Raw genomic sequence first — 19769 nt, forward strand, 5'->3', positions numbered from 1 at the left:
AGCACAATTCTGTATAGGTTTATATTAAATCATGTCTGATTTTTTGATTGATGAAGAGTTACTTGCTGCCATCGATATGGGGTCGAACAGCTTCCACTTAGCGATTGCGCGAGTGGACCATGGCGAAGTGAAAAAAGTTGCGTCAATGTCAGAAAAAGTACAGTTAGCAGCGGGTTTAGATGAAAATAAAAACTTAACAGAAGCCGCACAGCAACGTGGTTTGGCCTGTTTATCTCGCTTTGTCGGACGCTTAGGTTCGGTTCAGCCGAATCGTTTAAGAATTGTGGCGACCAATGCGCTACGCCAAGCCAAAAATGGACATGAATTTATTCAAAAAGCGGCAGAAATTTTGCCGAAGCACATCGAAATTATTGCAGGTCGTGAAGAGGCTCGTCTGATTTATTTGGGTGTATCGCACACTATGGTAAACAGTGGGCGCCGCCTTGTGATTGATATCGGTGGGGGGTCAACAGAGCTGATTATTGGTGAAGAATTTGAACCCATTCATACCGAATCTTTACAAATGGGCTGTGTAGCATTTACCAAAGCCTTCTTTGTTGATGGTGAAATTAACCAAAAAAGTTTTGATAAAGCCGTGGTTGCAGCACGTAAGGAACTGTCTGGTATTGCAAATACCTATAAAGAAGCGGGTTGGGATACGGTGGTCGGTTCGAGTGGAACCATCAAAGCGTGTCGTCAAATTACCGTGAATATGGGTTGGAGTAATGAAAAAGAAGAACTCACCCGTGACGGTTTAGATAAGCTTAAAGAAAAATTGCTCAAATATAAACACGTCGCTGAGATGGAATTTGATGGTCTAAAAGAAGACCGTCGAGCAGTTTTGCCAGCCGGAATCGCTATACTTTATGCCATTTTCGATGTACTCGAACTGGATAAATTGGTGTATTCAGATGGTGCCCTGCGCGAAGGGGTGATGTACGACTTACTGGGGCGTTTTCAACATGAAGATATTCGAGATCGTTCTGTACAAGCGTTAATGGGCCGTTATAACGCCGATCCAAAACAAGCTGAACGGGTCGTGAACATGGCTCAGCATTTGTTTGATGGTGTGGCGGACTCACTAAAATTAACCACAGAAGACAGTGATTTACTGCGTCGTGCAGCTTATCTGCATGAAATTGGTTTAGCGATTAGTCATGCGGGCTACCATCGTCATGGTGCATATTTGTTGCAACATTCTGACATTGCGGGATTCTCGCAAATTGATCAAAACCATCTATCACATTTGGTGGCCCATCACCGTCGTAAGCTGCGTAGTGACGCGCGTGTCGATGTGATGAAAGTCGGCGGCAACAAATTAGTCTATCTGTGTTTGTTACTTCGCCTTGCTGTTTTACTCAATCATAGTCGTAGCGATCAGATGCTTCCTGCCATTGAATTAACAGTAGGCAATGCGCAACAATGGCAGCTGAGTGTTTCTGGTAATGCCGCGCAATGGCCTTTGTTGGTTGCAGACTTGCATGATGAGCAAGCGCAATTTAAGCATTGGGATGTTGAGCTGGATATCCAATCAGAACAATTTGTCGATGAATAAATTGGTCAATTAGGGATTTATGGTTGAGCTATGAAGAATAAAGCTGCGCAATCCAAAGCATGGACGACGGTTCAAATTGCACGTCATCCTGAGCGTCCGCAATTTTTAGATTATGTGAGTGAAATTTTTACCGAATTTGATGCTTTGCATGGTGATCGCTTATTTGGTGATGATGGTGCAATGATCGGTGGATTAGCTCGCTTTGATGGTCAGCCAGTCATGATTGTGGGTCAACACCGTGGTCGTAGTACGCGTGAAAAGTTACAACATAACTTTGGTATGAGTAACCCAGAAGGTTATCGTAAATCACAACGTTTACTCGATATGGCTGAACGTTTTAATCTACCCGTCTTTACATTTATTGACACCATGGGTGCATATCCAGGTGTGGGTGCAGAAGAACGTGGTCAGGCTGAAGCAATTGCAACATCTTTGGCACAACTTTCAAGCTTGAAAGTGCCTGTCATTGCAACCGTACTCGGTGAAGGTGGTTCAGGTGGTGCACTGGGTATTGGTGTGGCTGACCGTGTAGTGATGTTATCCCATAGTATTTATTCAGTCATTTCACCTGAAGGCTGTGCATCTATTTTATGGAAAACAGCTGAAAAAGCAGAGCAAGCCAGCGAAGCTTTGGCCTTGACTGCTGAAAAATTACAGAAAATTGGTATTGTTGAATATGTGGTCGATGAAGGTGAAGGCGCTCATCTCAACCCAGAACAAGTCATGCATGCTTTAAAAACCGTTTTAAAAGATGCATTGGCTGAGTTGCAACCAATGGATGCGAATGAACGATGCGAAGCACGTTACCAACGTTTAATGAAGTTTGGCAGCGACAATTTAGGGCTAGTGTCTTAACTGAGTTTCAGGATACGCCTGAACAGCCTCATTTTTTAATCGGATGTAGTGGTGGCATGGATTCCATGCTGCTACTCCATTTGATGTCTCATTTATTTCCCAAGCGCATTCGTGCCATCTATATTGATCATCAATTGCAGGATGTCAGTCCGCAGTGGGGCAGCTTTGTTCAAGAACAATGCTATGTCTTGGATGTCCCATGTGTGATTCAAGCGGTGGATGTTGATACAGGCAATGTAGAAAGCCAAGCACGTAGTGCACGTTATGCTGCCTTTCAGAAGCATCTTCTTGCCAATGAAATTTTAGTTCTCGCTCATCATCAACAAGATCAAGCTGAAACCGTTTTACTCCGTTTACTCTCTGGTGCGGGAATTCATGGACTTGCCGCCATGCAGAGCATCGACATACGAGAGCAATTTACAATTTGGCGCCCGCTATTGGCTTTGTCCAGACAGCAAATTAAGCTGTGGGCCGCTGAGATGCAGCTAAGAAATATTCAAGACCAAACCAATTTTGATACCAGTTATGATCGGGCATGGTGCCGAGCTGAATTGTGGCCAATTTTAGAACAACGCTTTCCGAAAATGCAGCAAGCTTTGGCACGCACCAGTTATTTGATGCAAGATGCCGAAACGATTTTAGTCGATGTGTTGGCGCAAGACTGGACTAGTTGTGGGAATGCTGCGGTTTTAAATTTAACCCCATTTCGTCAGTTATCTGCACCGAGACAGCGACAGTTGCTCTCTGCTTGGATGAAAGGTGAGGATTTATATCGCCCTGCTTTTGATATGGTGCAACGCCTGTTTGATGAGGTGATTGAATCCAAAGTGGATGCTCAAGCCGCATTGCATTGGAACCAATATTATTATGTACGCTATCAACAACAGCTCTTTCGTGTCAGTAAAGCCGAGTATTTGGCGGAACAATTTCAGACGATTGAGTCAATTGAGCAACGGTTTAGTTTAGATCAAGCTTATGCATTGGCTTCAGGGCAATATCACATTGAAACACAAAAATATGGACTGTCTTCTGCATTATTAGAGCAGCCTTTACAGATAAAACCACGTTTAGGTGGGGAAAAACTGCATTTGTATGGACGTGTTGGGGCTTGGCCGTTGAAAAAAGCCATTCATAGCGCACAAATTTTTCCGTGGCAACGTCATACAATACAAATATTAAGCATAGATAATGTTATGCTTGGTGTTTTTACGCCTAAAGGATTTTGGTTGGTCGAGTCGGCTTATTGTGAAGCGGGTGGATGGCAACCAAATTTAATCGCTTAGTTAAAAAATTCAGGATAGAGAAATAATCATGAGCGCAGTGTTGAATCGTAATATTTGTTTTATCGGCGGTGGTAACATGGCTCAAGCCCTCATTGGTGGCTTGATTTCACGTGGTTTACCTTCAACTCGCATTACGGTTTCTGATCCTGTTGAACAAGTTCGTCATTTATTGGCTGAAAAAGACTTGGTGGTGACTGAGGACAACGCATCTGCTATTCGTGAAGCCGATGTCGTGGTCTTAGCGGTTAAACCTCAAGTTTTAGCCAATGTTTTAAAACCATTAAATGGTTTATTTGACGGTAAGTTGATTATTTCGATCGTTGCGGGTGCTGAAATTGCCACGATTGCTGCATTAGCTGGCACTAATCGTATTGTTCGTGTAATGCCAAATACACCTGCTTTAGTACAAACAGGTGCGCATGGTTTATATGCCACTGAGGCTGTAGATAAAGAAGACCGTGATTTGGCGAGCCAAGTACTTGCTGCGACTGGCTTAACTTTATGGGTAGGCGAGGAAGCGCAAATTGATGCTGTGACTGCGGTGTCTGGTTCAGGTCCTGCGTATTTTTTCTATATGATGGAAAGCATGATCCGTGCAGGTAAAAACCTCGGTCTAGATGAAAAAGTGGCAACGGCATTGACGTTGCAAACTGCACTGGGTGCGGCACAAATGGCAATTACCAGCTCAAATACACCAGCTGAATTGCGTAAAAATGTTACTTCACCGAATGGTACAACCCAAGCGGCACTTGAAGTGTTTGATCGTGCACAAATTTCACAAAATATCCAAGCTGCATTGGCTGCTGCTCAAAAGCGCAGTCAGGAACTTGCTCAAGAGTTGAGTGAAAGTAGCAAATAATCGTTTTATTTAGGAAAGTTCAAGTATGGGTGCAAACTCTGCGCTAATTTTTGGCATCATTATTAACGTTGCAATTTTACTGGTGTTCTTCCGCTTTCTCATGCAGTTGGCAGCGGTTAACTTTTATAACCCAGTGGTGATGTCGACCGTAAAAGCCACAAAAATTGTGGATATGTTTGGTCGTATTTTTCCAAATGTAGCGAAAGGCCGCGTTAACTTAGCGGCTTTAGTGCTTTTGGTTTTATTGTACTTACTGAAAATTTTTGGCGTCATGTATCTCTCTGGAGCGATGCCGAATAGTCCTGTACATTTGGTCATTTTAACTTTTGTGACCATGATTCAGGACTTAATTCGTTTCTGTCGTTACCTGATTTTTGCAACGATTATTTTAAGTTGGGTCGTGATGTTTACGCAGTCACGCTCGCCTTATATCGAAGTGATTCAAGAGCTTGCTGAACCATTATTGGCACCGTTTCGCCGTTTATTGCCCAATATGGGGATGATTGATCTTTCTCCAATCGTAGCGTTCTTGGCGTTGTATATTGCTGAAATGATTATGAATGAAGTGGCGATTGTCCTGCTCACTGGTTTATAAGATTGTAGCGATATAAAAAAGGACTCGATTGCGAGTCCTTTTTTTGTGGTTGAAATTTTTAGGTGAAGACGTTGATATTTCTTCTAGGAGGCAAATGACCTCCATACTAGCCTTACTCCTGGGAGAAAGGCGCAAATGTTTTAGTGGGCTTCATCCCAGTTTCGACCTTTGCCGACTTCAACCAACAATGGCACAGAAATTTGCAAGACGGACTGCATCACGTCTGCCAGTTTCGAAGCCAGTTCATCTGCAATACTTTCATCGACTTCAAAGACTAATTCATCGTGTACTTGAAGTAGCATTTTGGCTTGATCTTTAGGCAGCATTTGATCAACAGCAATCATCGCCATTTTAATAATGTCCGCAGCAGAACCTTGCAGCGGTGCATTAATTGCGGCACGTTCAGCCGCTTGTTTGATCATTTTATTGCTTGCCATAATATCGGGCGTATACAAGCGACGGCCTAAAATGGTTTCGACAAAACCTTGTTCACGTGCAATTTGACGGGTACGTTCCATATAGTCGAGCACGCCCGGATAACGTTGGAAGTATTTCGCAATATAGCCACGCGATTCTTCACGGCTAAAACCGAGTTGACGGGTTAAGCCAAACTCAGACATGCCGTAGAGTAGACCGAAGTTGACGGCTTTGGCCTGACGACGTTGGTCTGAAGTGACATCTTCAAGTGCGACACCTAAGACTTCAGCCGCTGTACGACGGTGTACATCTTGTCCATGATTAAAAGCATCGACCAAGGCTTCATCTTGTGAAAAATGCGCCATTAAACGCAGTTCAATTTGTGAATAATCGGCTGCCAAGATCACGCGACCTTGTGGTGCAATAAAGGCTTTACGAATTTGGCGTCCAATTTCTTCACGCACAGGAATGTTCTGTAAGTTGGGATCGGTCGAAGACAAACGACCAGTTGCGGTCAGTGCTTGGTGGTAACTGGTATGCACACGATGGGTATCACTGTTGGCTTGTTTTAATAAGCCATCGGTATAGGTGCTTTTTAGTTTGGATAACCCACGATAGTCTAGAATCAGCTCGGTAATTGGGTGGTCAATCTTTTCTAAAACACTTTCAGAGGTACTGTACTGACCCGTTGCGGTTTTTTTGCCGCCCTTAAGTCCGAGTTTATCAAACAGAATTTCACCGACTTGCTTCGGCGAGCTGACATTGAAACTTTGTCCTGCCAGTTCGGTAATTTGGCTTTCAAGGTTGGCCATGGTATTGGCAAACTCAACACCAAGTTGGTCAAGGAAGCCTAGATCCAATTCAATGCCATTTTCCTCCATGATGGTCAGGACACGGGCAACTGGCATTTCGACATTGTGCAAAATATTGACCAGTTCGGGATGCTTTTGTAGTTTGGCATCGAGCACTTCAAACAGGCGATAGGTCACATGGGCATCTTCAGCGGCATAGTGTGCAGCGGTTTCGATCTCAATTTGGTTAAAGGTTTTCTGTTTTGCACCTTTACCTGCCACTTGTTCAAAAGTGGTGGTTAAGTGGCTGAGGTAGAGACGCGAAACGTCATCCATCCCGTGACGAGTCGCTACAGCATTGAGTACATAAGAGGCCAACATGGTATCGAAATACCAACCTTTGAGTTCAATGCCATGATTTTCTAAGACATGTGCATCGTATTTCAAATGATGACCGATTTTCTGAACCGACTCATCTTCTAAAATAGGTTTAATTTGCGCCAAGATCTGTTCACGATCTAACTGCGCAGGTGCATTTTCATAATCATGCGCAAGTGGAACGTAATACGCATCTTGCGCATCGAACGCGACCGAGAAACCAACAATTTGCGCTACGCGATAGTCTAAACTGGTGGTTTCGGTATCAAAGGCAAAACGTTTTTCTGTATTTAAACGTTTGAATAATTGAGTCCACTGTTCTGCACTGAGCACAGTATGGTAATTCGCTTGACCCAGTTGGTCATCGACACTGCTTTGAACGGCCTGATCTTCTGTATTGATAACAGTTTCAGATTGTGCTGATTTTACAATTTCTTGTGTTGCTTGTTTATAGGTTGCACTATTCGGATTGTTTGGATGATCGAGTGATTGCAACTGCTGACGGAATTCAAGCTCGGTATACAGTGAACGCAAGGCTTCGGTATTCGGATCTTGGAGTTTAAGATCGTCAAAGGTCAGTCCTGTCTCTAAGTCACAGACAATACTTGCCAGTTGGTGATCTAGAGCAATTCCATCAGCATGTTCTTTGATGTTTTGACCGACTTTGCCTTTAATTTTATCGACATTCTCTAAAATGCCACCAATCGAGCCATATTCTGTTAACAGTTTTGCCGCAGTTTTTGCACCAACACCTGGAACACCCATAATGCCGTCAGAGGCATCGCCCATTAAGGTCAGATAATCAATAATTTGGTTTGGCCACACCCCAAACTTTTCAAACACGCCATTCACATCCATCGGCTTGTCTTTAAAGCTGTCTTCTAAGGTGACTTTATCGGTCACCAGTTGAGCCATGTCTTTATCACCTGTGGAAATCAGCACTTGCTGTCCCGCGGCTTCCGCACGTTTGGCTAATGTCCCGATGATGTCATCTGCTTCAGCACCCGGTAGCATGTACAAGGGGATACCTAAAGCACGAATTAAGGCATGCAAGTACGGAATTTGCTCTGATAACTCCTCAGGCATACTTGGGCGGTCACCTTTATAAATTGGTGATAGCACATGACGAAAAGTTGGTTCTGGTGTATCAAAAATGACCGCCATATGTGTTGGCTGGGTACGACGCATCAGTTTTTGGATGGCAGAAATTGCCCCACGAATTGCATTGGTATGTAAGCCAGTTGACGTGGTGAGCGGTGGCAAAGCATGAAAAGCACGAAATAAAAAGTATGAGCCATCGACCAAGACAAATGGTGGCATTGCAAGATTCCTTATCCAAATAACCCGTTTATTGTACGTGATTTTGGCACAGAACAAAGTGTATTGATGTACCGATTGGCATAGATGGTTACGGTTATGCGCTTAAAGATGTACTACAAGCTGATGTATTATTTGAAGATGAGAAAAAGAGATCGAGAACGGATGCAAACTGGACAGCGTGAAATTCGCATGATGTGGTTAATGGGGCTGACGATTGTTGCGATTGCAGCATGGTTTTTGGCCGTGCCGCTGTTGAGTGCATTGTGTGGAATTGCTTTGATCATGAGTGTCATGCACTATGTTGATAGTATTGAACACCCCAGTGCGAGGTTGGCGGAACAACGGGGTATTGCTTTTCAGCCAACGTCAAAAGTCCCGCTTTACCTTGCTGCTTTCGTCATTTTAATCGGCATGGTGGGGCAATGGGGCGGACTCATTGGATTGGGGATCAGTGGTTGGTTGTTCTTTTTCTTTCGATGGTTGCGTCGTCTAGAATATCTATTGTTATCCGTGCAAGCACAGCCATATCAGGTGATATCCGACCGAATCCTAGAATCTGAAAACTCTCCCTCTTTACCCACTACTCTAAACAACACAGATGATTTAAGTCTCAGTGAGCAAGTGAAACGCTGGCTTTGGCAGGGCAATCCTGTCTTAAAAGTTGCGATTGTGATACTGCTGATTGGGCTTATTTTATTATTACGCTTTGCCACCGAACATTGGCAGTTGAGTCTCGCTGTTAAGCTGAGTCTCGTTGCTGCGGTAAGTGTGGGCGTTGTGATCTTTGGTTATGTGCTTCGGCACAAAAACCGCAGTTTTGCTTTGGCTTTGGAAGCACTTGGACTGTCAGGTTTATTTTTGACTTTGTTTTTTGCTTACTACAACGGTGTGATTGCAAGTTTAGCGATTGCAAGCCTGTACTTTGTGGTGGTGATGGCGGTTACACTTTGGCTCAGTTTAAAACAGCAGTCGATTGAGCTGGCGTTGATGGCGCTGATCATTGCTTATTTGGCACCTTTTACTTTGCCTGTACGGAATGCCACTGCGATAGAACTGGTGGCCTACTATTTGGTCATCAATATTGCGGTTGCTGTTTTAAGCACGTTCAGGCCGTGGAAAGTCCTCAATCAAATTGCTTTTTTAATGACGGTGGTCGTAGGCGGCGCTTATGCCTTTTATCAGGGTAAAGCACCTGAGCGAGACATGCTAGCCGTGTTGGTTTTGGCACATAGTACGGTCTTTATTTGGTTGAGTTTTCGTTATAGCCAACTGTTGGCGCGTGAGGATTTAACTCAGTTTAAGTTGAAACCGATCTTGGATGTGGCTTTGATTTTTGCTGCCCCTATTGTTGCTTTTGCTTTTTTGTATGTAATGTATTTTGAGGAAACGATTTGGCAGGCAGGCTTTAGTCTAGGCTTTGCAGCGCTCTATGCCATGCTTTATCAACTGCTAAAAAGAGCCCACAGTGTTGAGCTGATTGCGCAAAGTTATCTTAGTCTGACTTTGGTCTTCTTGGCGCTGATTCCCCCTATTTTGCTGCCTGACCAGTGGGGTGTGGTGGGTTGGAGTGTTGAGGGTGCACTGATCTTTATGTATGCCTTATATCGAAATTCCGCCCTGAGTCGTTATTTGGCGATGGGCTTATTGGCCGTGGCAGGGCTCTCAAGTCTGTATTATGTGGTGGAGCTCAATCGTTTTCCAACGGAAGTCTATTGGGCGCTGTGTCTGAGTTATTTTGCTGTGGTTGCCGTTGCCAACAGTGTAGAGCGCTTTAGACAACAGTTGTCTTTTGCCACCATTGCCTTTTTTTGCTTACAACTGCTTTCAGCAACCAGCATGTTGTTTATCCTACTTTTGGATGAAATCGACAGTAAAAGTCAGGTGACGATGGCACTGCTGATTATTGTGCTTTTATATACGGTACTGAATGAATGGTTGCTCTACCGCAAAGTCAGTTGGTCATGGCTATTACCCAAATGGATTGGTTTGATTCCGCTGTATGCAGTTGCCTTCATTTTCTTGGTGGGTCTGAGCCATGATGGCGTCATTATGTGGTCGTCTGGTTTAGACCGTCTATTGTTTGCTTTAACGAGTGGATTACTCACGTTGCTGTGGCTTCGCCCGCTACAGGGAGTGGAGGATGAGCAGGAGTGGGTGAGTTTGGGGGCTTTATTGAGTTTGGCGCTGACCAGCTTAACCCTCATTCCAAGTATGCCGTATCTGAGCATGGTTATTTTACCACTGGCCTTTGCTGCATGGTGCTACACACAATCGACTCAAACGCGATGGCGAAAGTTTTGGCAGGCGCGTAATACCTTAGTGCTTATGCTGTTTTGGATCGTCTGTTCTCAGATCTTTAGCCAGCAAGTTTTTCAGCTATATTGGTTGCCGATATTCAACCCATTCGACCTGATCAGTATTGCGATGCTGATTGGGTTTATTTGGATGCTGAATTTACAGATGAAAGCGGGCTTGGAAAAAAGTCTGGGTGCCATTTTGATGATGTCGAGTCTCCTTTGGCTGAGTAGTTATGTGGTGCTACGTGCGCTGCATGTCTATTTCCTAACACCTTATAATGACTGGCAAATGTGGCAAAACGCCTTGGTGCAACTCAGCTTTACTTTGCTTTGGGTCAGTTTGGCCTTCATTTGCATGCTAACGGCGACCAAACGCAACTTGCGTTCATTGTGGATTTTCGGCGGCTGTATTTTGGTTTTGGTGACGCTAAAATTGGTCTTGTTTGACTTATCTCACATTGGGACACTCACCCGCGTGATTTCATTTTTAGGTGCAGGTTTGGTGATGTTGGTGATTGCGTATATTGCACCGATGCCTGAACTTGATGAAAAGACCAATTAAACAAGTTCAGCTCCTTATGCCTACAGGGATCATAAGGAGCTGAGACAATTTATTTGATATTCGGTTCTCGTTTCAAGGCTTGTGCATTGGCATATTGATCAATTTCTTCATTGGATAATGGACGTGAAAGCGGATGATCGACAAAACCCATTTTCGGCACAGGAATTTCGATTTGGTTATCTAAGAAACCATTGCGAATACGTTCCTGCATTTCATCACGCACTTGCAAAAAGTGTTCTTGCTGACACCATACGGCAAATAATAATTCAATCGAGGACTCGCGAAAGGCGGTGACGGTGACGGCAGGTTTAGGGTCGGCCAGCACCAAAGGATATTTATTAGCCACATCAATCAGCACTTCACGTACTTTAATAATGTTCTCATGAAAGTTAATCGCTAGGGTGATGGGAATACGCCGTATTGGAAACTTAGAGAGGTTGTGAACAGGCGCTCGAATCAGTTGTTCATTCGGCAGTCGTACATAAATGTTGTCTTGAGTGAGTAACTTAACCGAGAGGAGGTCAATTGAAATGACTTCACCTTCAATGGTATTGCCACGAATAAGGGTGATTGAAATGGTGTCACCAATTTCAAAAGAACCTTCACCAATCAGGAACAACCCACTAATTAAGTTGGATGCAGAGGTTTGTGAGGCAAAACCCAAAGCAACCGTCAAAATACCTGCTGCGCCTAAAAACACACTGAGTTTAAAACCAGCTTCTTTGAGGCTGGCCATCACAAAAATTAGGAAAATAAAGTAAAAAATACCACGACGCCAGACCAGTCGTTGGTGGGCGTTAAACTTGGTGCCAATGGTTCGGATAAAGGCATTTGAAACCAGACGTGCCAAGAGAAACCCAACAAAACACAGCACTAAGGCAATTAAGATTTCCGTTAATCGTTCTGTATTGATGTTGGTGAAAATGCCTTTTAGGCTACTGGTAATTTCTTGGGGAATATTTGAGTTTGGCATATTTCCCCCTTAGAAGAATGAATCAAACATATTAAATAACGCACTCGCCGAAGAGCGAGGTGGATGCACATAAATCACTTTGCCTGCATGCGGAGGCGTACGATTTTCGATACGGATTCGCGGTGGCCGATCGGCACCTTCATGCAAGACTTTAATTTGCGATGTCCAAAGTCGATCCGTACTTTCACTATAAAATAAAGGCAGGGCTGAAACAGGCACGTTCATGCGGTCAAAACGCAGTTGTAAGTGACTGGTGTTGTGGAACTCAATGGGAGTCACTGCACGAAATGCACGTGGTTTGAGTTGATGCAATTCAGTTCGACCATCGACAGCTGTAGCGTAGGCAATTTCACCTGTACGGTGGTTTGGCCCAAACCAAGTTTCTTTGGGTAAAATCACAGGAATATCAAATAGGGGATCTCGCTGACCTTCAATAAAGCCCGAAATCCATAACGGGGTGCTGATATACAGCGTCCCGCGCTGCCCCGCTGGAATATAAATCGGATCGACAGGTTTAATCACGACTGAACGATCGGCCAAACGTGGCATCAGTTGAATCGTATGATGGGTGTTTTTAAACATGTAACGTTTAATTTCAACCGGTTGTGGAAAGGCGAAATGTGGGTCTTCTATCGCATGCCATTTTTGCTCATAGTCATACTGAACTTGAGGACGATGGAACTCTAAACGCCATTCTTGTAGACCACGGGTGAGGCGAAAAAGTAATGAGCCGAACTGCCACGCACGGGCTTGATTCAACTCAAAGTTGTATTCCCCCCACCATTTTAAATTGGGGCTATCCGATTCAAACAGTTCATTCATATTAGGCAACAGCACATTTCCTTATATTGCAAATCAGTGAAAAACAGACTTCACGCTGTCATATGCTTAGAGTACACTCAAAATAATATTTTTCATCATTATTATAATTTTAAGATGCAAGTGCTTAAACAATTACAAATTCCCTATAGTTTTGCGAAGCGTCATGGCGTGCTGTTGCGTTACGAAGGCGATCAAGCCTTTATTGTGCGCCGTGAAAGTACGCCGTTGTTGGCTTTGCAAGAGGCACGTCGTTTTTTAGGTGTGGCAGCACAACATCAACTGTGTAGTGATGAAGAGTTCCATCAGCTTTTAAGCAGTAGCTATGCAGGGGACAGTGGCGAATCACAACAAGTGGCCGCAGGTTTAGAAGATCATCCTGATTTACTCAGTTTAGCTGACCAAGTGCCTGAAGCTGAAGATCTGATGGATCAAGAAGATGATGCTCCAATTGTTCGTTTGATTAATGCATTATTGTCTGAAGCCATTCGTGTTGGCGCATCCGATATTCATATTGAAGCCTTTGAAAAGAAACTGTCGGTGCGTTTACGTGTCGATGGGCAATTACGTGAAATTGTGCAGCCACGCCGTGAACTAGCACCGCTGTTGGTGTCTCGTATTAAAGTCATGGCAAAACTGGATATTGCAGAAAAACGGATTCCGCAAGACGGGCGTATTTCACTGCGTTTGGCTGGGCGTGAAGTGGATGTGCGTGTATCGACTTTGCCATCATCACATGGCGAACGCGTGGTGATGCGTTTATTAGATAAACAAGCCGGTCGTTTGAATATGACTCATTTGGGCTTATTGAAACCTGACTATGAACGCTTGACTCAATTGGTGCATCGTCCACACGGGATTATTTTGGTCACAGGACCGACAGGTTCGGGTAAAACCACAACGCTTTATGCAGCACTTTCGGACCTCAATGACGGATCGAAAAATATTTTGACCGCAGAAGACCCGATTGAATATCAACTGGAAGGGATTGGACAGACACAAGTCAACACCAAAGTCGATATGACTTTTGCGAGAGCCTTAAAGGCCATGCTACGACAAGACCCTGATGTAGTCATGGTGGGTGAAATACGTGACTTGGAAACGGCTGAAATTGCGGTACAAGCATCGCTCACAGGGCATTTGGTTTTATCTACACTGCATACCAATACGGCCATTGGTGCGGTGACCCGCTTAAAAGATATGGGCATTGAACCATTTTTACTGTCGAGTTCTTTGATTGGTGTGATTGCACAGCGTTTAGTGCGAACCTTATGTAGCCATTGTTCCATTTGGCATGATGCCGATACTTTTGAAACACAACTGTTTCAGCATTTGAACCCAAAAGTAGAACTTCAGTTACCTCAACCGAATGGCTGTGAACGTTGTTCACATACGGGTTTTACGGGGCGGACGGCAATTTATGAAATTGTTGCTGTGGACGATCAGATGCGCCGTTTAGTTCATGGCAATGCAGCTGAGTTTGAGCTAGAAAGTTATGCAAGACAACACTCAGGTTCTATTCGTGATGATGGTTTGCGTAAAGTATTGGCGGGGAAAACCACACTGGAAGAAGTATTGCGTGTGACCAATGACGCTGCTGAATAATAGAATATCGAGTAGTGGATACGGATTATGTGTGTAGTTGTATTATCCTGAAATTACCTGATGTGTTTCATAACAGATTTCGTTTTACTTTTAGAATGAAAATAAAGAACTTTATAATGATGAATAAATCCTTAGCCTTGTTTGGTGTGTTGAGTGGTATGGTATTTTTTACTCCACTCAGTTTTGCAAAAGATGAAACTTTTAATGTTTATAAACAATGCAATGATGAAATGGAGTGGTCTTGTGATGTCATTAGAAACACCAATGGCAAGAAAGAAAAAGTTTATGGCGGTATGAAATCACCAAACATTGAGCGTTTAAATCAAAATTATTATCATGTTCAAATGTCATGTGGTAGCCCATGTCAGGCTCATAGTTTTCTATCGAGAAATAAACAAAAAGATGATGTGACTCAAGAATTTATCGCTATTGATACGAAAAATAATTGTTTAATTGAAACTGATTCTGAACACAATAGAATCACAGCTCGCCAATTAAATTCGAAAAAAAGACATATTTTGATCAGTACTCAGCACCCTATTTTTCAAAACGTCCCTATTTTTGATATTGCCCAATATACTGTGTTCCAAGGCACTTCTTATTTTGATCAAAAAGGAAATTTGATTTTGCTGGCAGATGAAATCGATGATCAAAAGAAATTTAAAAAGATATTTCTAAACCCTTGTAAGTTATAAAATCTCTATCCCAAAGCTATGACTTTGGGATAGAAGAGATGACTTAAACAATTACATTCAATGTCACATCAATATTACCACGCGTTGCATTTGAATAAGGGCAAACGATATGTGCTGCATCCACTAATTTTTGGGCTTCTGCTTGCTCTAAACCTTCTAAGTGAATGTTCAAGGTCACTTGAATACCAAAACCTGTTGGAATCGGGCCAATCCCAACATCACCTTCGATATAAACATCAGGTGTAATTTTTAACTGGTCACGGTTAGCAACAAACTTCATTGCACCTAGAAAACATGCAGAATAACCTGCGGCAAAAAGCTGTTCAGGGTTCGTTCCACCACCTGCGCCGCCCATTTCTTTAGGAACGGTAAGTTTTACATCTAAAATTCCATCAGAAGAGGTTGCGCGACCATCACGGCCACCTGTCGCTTTAGCATGTGCTGTATAAACTACTTTTTCTAAAGACATTGTGATTCCCTGAATATTGTATTTGAGTTCTTATCCTGTCCTAAATTGCAGAAAGAATAAGCAGTGTTTTTGTAAATTTATACAGAGTATGCTTGCGTTTAAATTGAGGGTTTAGTCTATTAAAAATCAATGATATGAATGCCTATTATTGTTTTTTAACATTCGCAATCGGGGCTTGTCGATGTGAATGAAAACTGAGAGCGATTCGAGGGATTATTAATTTTTAAAGATAAATAGAGTCATGTATTTTATGAGAGCTAGAGCTACTCAATGCAAGAGCAGCAAATCAATATGAAGTTTTTGTGCGAAGACTGACGTTATTTTAAATGATCGCGGCTTGATTAAAATTGCACTAATTTTCGGTGTTGCATTAACGGCATGCTTTCACGAATTTGAGCTTGTTCCGACAAGTCAAAAGGTACCGTAATCAACTGCGCGCCTGGGTTAAGAATCAAATCCAAAACTTGACCACGGCTATTGGTTGCTGCTGCATGTCCCCAAGTTTGTCTCTTTTCACCATGCCAACCTTGTTGCGCTGCGCCTAACACGATGCTTTGGCTATCCATCGCACGGGCTTGTAATAATAACTGCCAGTGCATTTGCCCCGTGGTATAGGTAAATGCAGCAGGAGCAGTCAAAATATTTGCGCCACGCGCGCGTAAAGTTAAAGCCAGTTCAGGAAAGCGTAAGTCATAGCAAACCATCAAACCAATATTGCCAAAAGGTGTTTTTGCCACAACGACATCTGTACCAGGTTCAAAAAACTTAGATTCTTGGTAGCCACCCACAGCATCGCCAACTTGTACGTCAAACAAATGAATTTTGTCATAACGTGCTTCAGTACGTTCAGGGCTAATGCAAAGACTGACTGTACGAACACGACCATCTTCAATAACAGAACCATCTGGACGGAACGGACATGGGAGGGTACCCGCGACGATCCAGATCTGATATTGATGAGCAAGATTTTCTAAACGCTTTTGAATGTCTTCAAACTGTGCTGCGGTCTCACGTTGTTTGCCTGCGGCAAAACAAACGAAGTTTTCGGGGAACACAATAAGTTCAGCACCATTTGCTTTACTTTGTTGAATGAGAGACTCAATGACAAGGAAGTTTGCTTCAATGTCATTTTGAGAGTTCATCTGTACAACAGAAAGTAAAGTCATAAATGGGCCTACAAAATTTGTTGTTATGCGTTTTGTTGCTGTGACACTTGGTCGAGGCTGTCTTGTTCTTTTTGCAACTGTTTGACCAAAGGTTCAAACATATTTTGATTACTTTGATTCAGTTCCATCAAAGTTTTATGTGCATCTAGTACGGTGTTTAACATATTACGATGTGTAATGTGCTCTTCCATCAGTTCGAGGGTACAAACGTTTGGATCGCCGCAGTAGTTTAAAATCACAAAAACCTGCCCTAGCCCCATGCTGTTGGCTAAGGTAGTGATATCAGAGTTGGTGGACAACATGACAGCTTGGATATTATGGATCTGTTTAAGCTTTAAGCCTAACTTTGCCAAAATGCCTAACACAGTGCTGTCGATGAATGTAGTTTGGGTTAAATCTACGATTGCACCAACAACATTTGACTGTTGTTCAATACGGTTTAAAAGTTTGTCTAGACTGATACAAGATTGGGCACGCACTTCGCCAATAAGCTTAAAAATATGCGTTCCATTCAAGCTTGCATATTCAACATGACCTGTTGACATATAAATGCCATTTGCAGAGAAGGATAGGAAATTATCCCATAGGGCAAATACTTACTCAAGTATCTAACAGTCTTAGAAGATAGGATATTGTAATAAGTTATTGATAATTTAATTAATTCATTCGACGTAAACTTAAAATGGCAATATCGTCTGCAACATGCTCTGGTGCTTCAAAGGATTGATTTTGCAAATGATACACCAATTGTGTGAACTGATCATTCAGTCCGCCATTGAAGGGTTCGAGTGCGCCATCGGAACAAATAATGAAGCGGGCATGACGGTTGAGTACACATTCATGCTCTTCAACTTCTAGTTCTTCAGTAAGGCCTAAAGGAAAACTACTGGTATGTAATATTTTAGGAGCTTGATTTGGCTCAAAGATAATTGCGGGGGGGTAATGTCCTGCACTCGACCAGCGAAGTTGATGTGTTTCGAGGTTTAAAATCCCTGCAATCATGGTGATGTGCTTTTCAATATTCTCTTGAACCAACATGCCATTGAGTTTCTTAATTAACCCACGCGGTGTTTTGGCACGACCATGAAAAGCAGCCATCCAAGAGGTTAATAAGCTACTGGTGACCCCATGACCGGATACATCAGCCAAATAGAACATCACTTCTTTATCGCTAATTTTCCAATAATCAAACCAGTCTCCGGACAAATAAGCAGAAGGTTGAAAAAACGTTTCAACGGTGTAGTTTTGGAGTTCTATAGGGTTTGGTAAAAGTCGCTTTTGTAACTCTGCTGCGGAAGGCAGATCGCGACTGTCTTGATTACGCTTATATTGAGCATCAATTTTGAGTAAGGATTGCTGTGGGTTACTGGGCAGTTTATTCCACATCCAACCTGCTAAAGCACCGAGTTCCCAAGCTTGGGCTAAAGCACTACCTTCATTTTCAAAGGCAAGGACAATGGTGGGAAGTGTCCATTTATAATCTAAATAATCTTGGATATCGGCAATAGCAATAATAGTCGGGTCATAAAGATCAATGTCTTCTATGCGAATCATTTGCACACTTGGTAGTGTGTCTAGCACCTGTTCTAAATATGGAATATGGCGAGAAGGTTGAATGAAATACATAAAAAAAATGGCTTATCCTTAGCATTAAGCTATTGCTTTACTATAACAAGCAAATTACAGCTAGAGAAAAAAAATTCAACTCTAGCTGCAATACATTGTTATTCGGTATCTAACATTTGATGTGATTCATTGGTTGATGGAGAGCTAGATGAATCATCATCACCGACATCATCAATAAACATCCCTTCAGATTCTTGGCCTTTTTTCTCAGCAATAATGAAGTTTTTACGTTGTAAGTAAATATCACGAATTGAGGAGTATTTGTCGCCTTGAATCGCACCTTCAATATCAATCAGTTGTGATCGCACATCAATACCACGTAAAGCCTGTTCCGCCCAATACAGGCCTTCTTCATCTTCTAAAATGTATCTTTGTGGGCGTGCATAGCCATCAACAACCAAGCCAAAGCCATCACGGAAAGTACTTGGCCCAAAAACAGGAAGTACTAGGTATGGGCCAGATGGAACCCCCCAATAGCCAAGAGTCGTACCAAAGTTTTCATCTTCAGTTTCTAAACCCAAGCGCGAAGCAGGATCTGCAAAACCTAAAGTAGTTACCGTATTAATGGTAAATCGACCTAAAGTTTTTGCGGCACGGCCGGGACGACCTTGTATAAGTTGGTTCACCGCATTCCAAGGTTCACCGAGGTTTTTACGGAAGCCACTATAAGAGTCACGAATCGGAGAAGGGATCTTTTCTTTATATTCCACCGCAATTGGGCGAACGATCGCACGATCTAAAGCATCATTGACGGCAAAAATTTGTCTATTTAAAGGCTGAAGTGGATCTTTTACATTATCAGGTTGTGCTGCATTGGCATCTACTTTTAAATCTTTTGCTTTAATATTCTTTAATTCTTTAAGCGAAGTAGTTTGAGCCGTTTGCGGATCAGCACTGGTATCTATTTCGCTGGCAGCCGCAGGCGTTACATCTTCAGCAAATGCAAATGTTGTAAAGCCTACAAAGAGTAGACCGGCACATAAGTGGCGAATGTGTTGCATATAAAAGAGTTCCGGAACTTTATAATCAGCAGGTGAATTAAAAAAATAATCTTTTAACTATCTTAACAGCTCTTTATTGCTCATTGTTAAATCAAATTTTAAGAAATGTTAGTAAAAAAGCGACATTTTGCTTAATAAATAAACAAGTGGGAGTTTTTTTATAAATAATTGAGTAAAGGGGGTTGTGTTGGTTTGGAAATGCTGTAGAATGCACATCCATCGGCGGTGATGTTGATTAAAACTTGTTGAGAAACAAGGATTTAGCCCAAGCGGTAGAATCTGGAGGTCTTGAATGAGTTTGAAAATAATTAACAAAACCAGTTGACTTCTTCTTGAAAGAGAGTAGTATAGCCGACCTAGCTTGCTGATGACGAATCAGTAAGAAGATCATTAAGAGATTATGAAGAACAACTTGTGTGGATTTTTACTGATTGATCGATCGAAAATATTTCATTGATTGATGGTAAGAATTACTCGAAGTTTATTTGAGAAATATTTGTCAG

16 protein-coding genes are annotated in these 19769 nt (G+C 42.6%); 8 read left to right on the forward strand and 8 right to left on the reverse strand.

Annotated features, from left to right (window positions below; translation table 11 throughout):
* Nucleotides 1-31 precede the first annotated feature (31 nt).
* Genes ppx through KVY11_RS15040 form a run of 5 tightly spaced genes read left to right on the forward strand, consistent with a single transcriptional unit; the run spans nt 32 to nt 5147 of the window.
* Nucleotides 32-1555: an exopolyphosphatase gene (gene ppx, locus KVY11_RS15020; protein ID WP_004692262.1), complete on the forward strand. Its 1524-nt coding sequence runs from the start codon at nt 32-34 to the stop codon at nt 1553-1555.
* 30 nt (nt 1556-1585) lie between these two features.
* Nucleotides 1586-2410 carry an acetyl-CoA carboxylase carboxyltransferase subunit alpha gene (locus KVY11_RS15025; RefSeq protein ID WP_078388708.1) on the forward strand — a complete coding sequence of 275 codons (825 nt, stop codon included), beginning with the start codon at nt 1586-1588 and terminating at the stop codon, nt 2408-2410.
* Nucleotides 2347-3693 (forward strand): tRNA lysidine(34) synthetase TilS, encoded by a 1347-nt coding sequence (tilS, locus tag KVY11_RS15030; RefSeq protein WP_218289395.1) that lies wholly within the window; start codon nt 2347-2349, stop codon nt 3691-3693. Before KVY11_RS15025 ends, tilS begins: the two co-directional genes overlap by 64 nt.
* A 28-nt stretch (nt 3694-3721) precedes the next feature.
* Nucleotides 3722-4552: a pyrroline-5-carboxylate reductase gene (gene proC, locus KVY11_RS15035; protein ID WP_221188627.1), complete on the forward strand. Its 831-nt coding sequence runs from the start codon at nt 3722-3724 to the stop codon at nt 4550-4552.
* A gap of 25 nt (nt 4553-4577) precedes the next feature.
* Complete coding sequence (locus tag KVY11_RS15040; protein WP_004979206.1) at nt 4578-5147, forward strand: YggT family protein; 570 nt, start codon at nt 4578-4580, stop codon at nt 5145-5147.
* 140 nt (nt 5148-5287) lie between these two features.
* Here KVY11_RS15040 and polA read toward each other — a convergent pair whose 3' ends face one another.
* On the reverse strand, nt 5288-8053 hold the full coding sequence (gene polA, locus KVY11_RS15045) for a DNA polymerase I (RefSeq protein ID WP_218289396.1): 2766 nt from the start codon (nt 8051-8053) through the stop codon (nt 5288-5290).
* A 162-nt stretch (nt 8054-8215) separates the two neighbouring features.
* Between polA and KVY11_RS15050 the strand changes: the two genes are divergently transcribed.
* Complete coding sequence (locus KVY11_RS15050) at nt 8216-10912, forward strand: DUF2339 domain-containing protein (RefSeq protein WP_218289397.1); 2697 nt, start codon at nt 8216-8218, stop codon at nt 10910-10912.
* A 49-nt stretch (nt 10913-10961) separates the two neighbouring features.
* Here the strand turns inward: KVY11_RS15050 and KVY11_RS15055 are convergent, their stop codons facing one another.
* Both KVY11_RS15055 and KVY11_RS15060 read right to left on the reverse strand, forming a co-directional pair.
* Entirely contained in the window at nt 10962-11885 is a 924-nt protein-coding gene (locus tag KVY11_RS15055) for a mechanosensitive ion channel family protein (RefSeq protein ID WP_218289398.1), read from the reverse strand.
* A gap of 9 nt (nt 11886-11894) precedes the next feature.
* Nucleotides 11895-12707, reverse strand: a complete 813-nt coding sequence (locus tag KVY11_RS15060) for a hypothetical protein (RefSeq protein ID WP_017396988.1) — start codon at nt 12705-12707, stop codon at nt 11895-11897.
* Between the two features lie 114 nt (nt 12708-12821).
* On the opposite strand from KVY11_RS15060, the gene gspE reads away from it, so the two are divergent.
* Together gspE and KVY11_RS15070 are read left to right on the forward strand one after the other, a co-directional pair.
* Nucleotides 12822-14309, forward strand: coding sequence for a type II secretion system ATPase GspE (gene gspE / locus KVY11_RS15065; RefSeq protein ID WP_218289399.1), 1488 nt, complete (start codon nt 12822-12824; stop codon nt 14307-14309).
* A gap of 116 nt (nt 14310-14425) precedes the next feature.
* Entirely contained in the window at nt 14426-15004 is a 579-nt protein-coding gene (locus KVY11_RS15070) for a hypothetical protein (RefSeq protein WP_062033435.1), read from the forward strand.
* Between the two features lie 43 nt (nt 15005-15047).
* Here KVY11_RS15070 and KVY11_RS15075 read toward each other — a convergent pair whose 3' ends face one another.
* The 5 genes from KVY11_RS15075 to KVY11_RS15095 all read right to left on the reverse strand — a co-directional run bounded on the left by KVY11_RS15075 (nt 15048) and on the right by KVY11_RS15095 (nt 19266).
* The gene (locus KVY11_RS15075; protein WP_005400731.1) at nt 15048-15473 is read right to left on the reverse strand and encodes an organic hydroperoxide resistance protein; all 426 of its coding nucleotides are present in this window, start codon (nt 15471-15473) and stop codon (nt 15048-15050) included.
* A 341-nt stretch (nt 15474-15814) separates the two neighbouring features.
* Entirely contained in the window at nt 15815-16639 is an 825-nt protein-coding gene (locus KVY11_RS15080; protein ID WP_218289400.1) for a carbon-nitrogen hydrolase family protein, read from the reverse strand.
* A gap of 23 nt (nt 16640-16662) precedes the next feature.
* Nucleotides 16663-17184 (reverse strand): anti-anti-sigma factor GigB, encoded by a 522-nt coding sequence (gene gigB / locus KVY11_RS15085; protein ID WP_004692241.1) that lies wholly within the window; start codon nt 17182-17184, stop codon nt 16663-16665.
* Nucleotides 17185-17296: 112 nt separating this feature from the next.
* Complete coding sequence (gene gigA / locus KVY11_RS15090; protein ID WP_078388698.1) at nt 17297-18265, reverse strand: RsbU family protein phosphatase GigA; 969 nt, start codon at nt 18263-18265, stop codon at nt 17297-17299.
* A 98-nt stretch (nt 18266-18363) separates the two neighbouring features.
* The gene (locus KVY11_RS15095) at nt 18364-19266 is read right to left on the reverse strand and encodes a VacJ family lipoprotein (RefSeq protein WP_218289401.1); all 903 of its coding nucleotides are present in this window, start codon (nt 19264-19266) and stop codon (nt 18364-18366) included.
* Nucleotides 19267-19769 lie beyond the last annotated feature (503 nt).

Origin of the sequence: Acinetobacter sp. CWB-G5 (assembly GCF_019209785.1) — a bacterium.
Taxonomy (GTDB): domain Bacteria; phylum Pseudomonadota; class Gammaproteobacteria; order Pseudomonadales; family Moraxellaceae; genus Acinetobacter; species Acinetobacter johnsonii.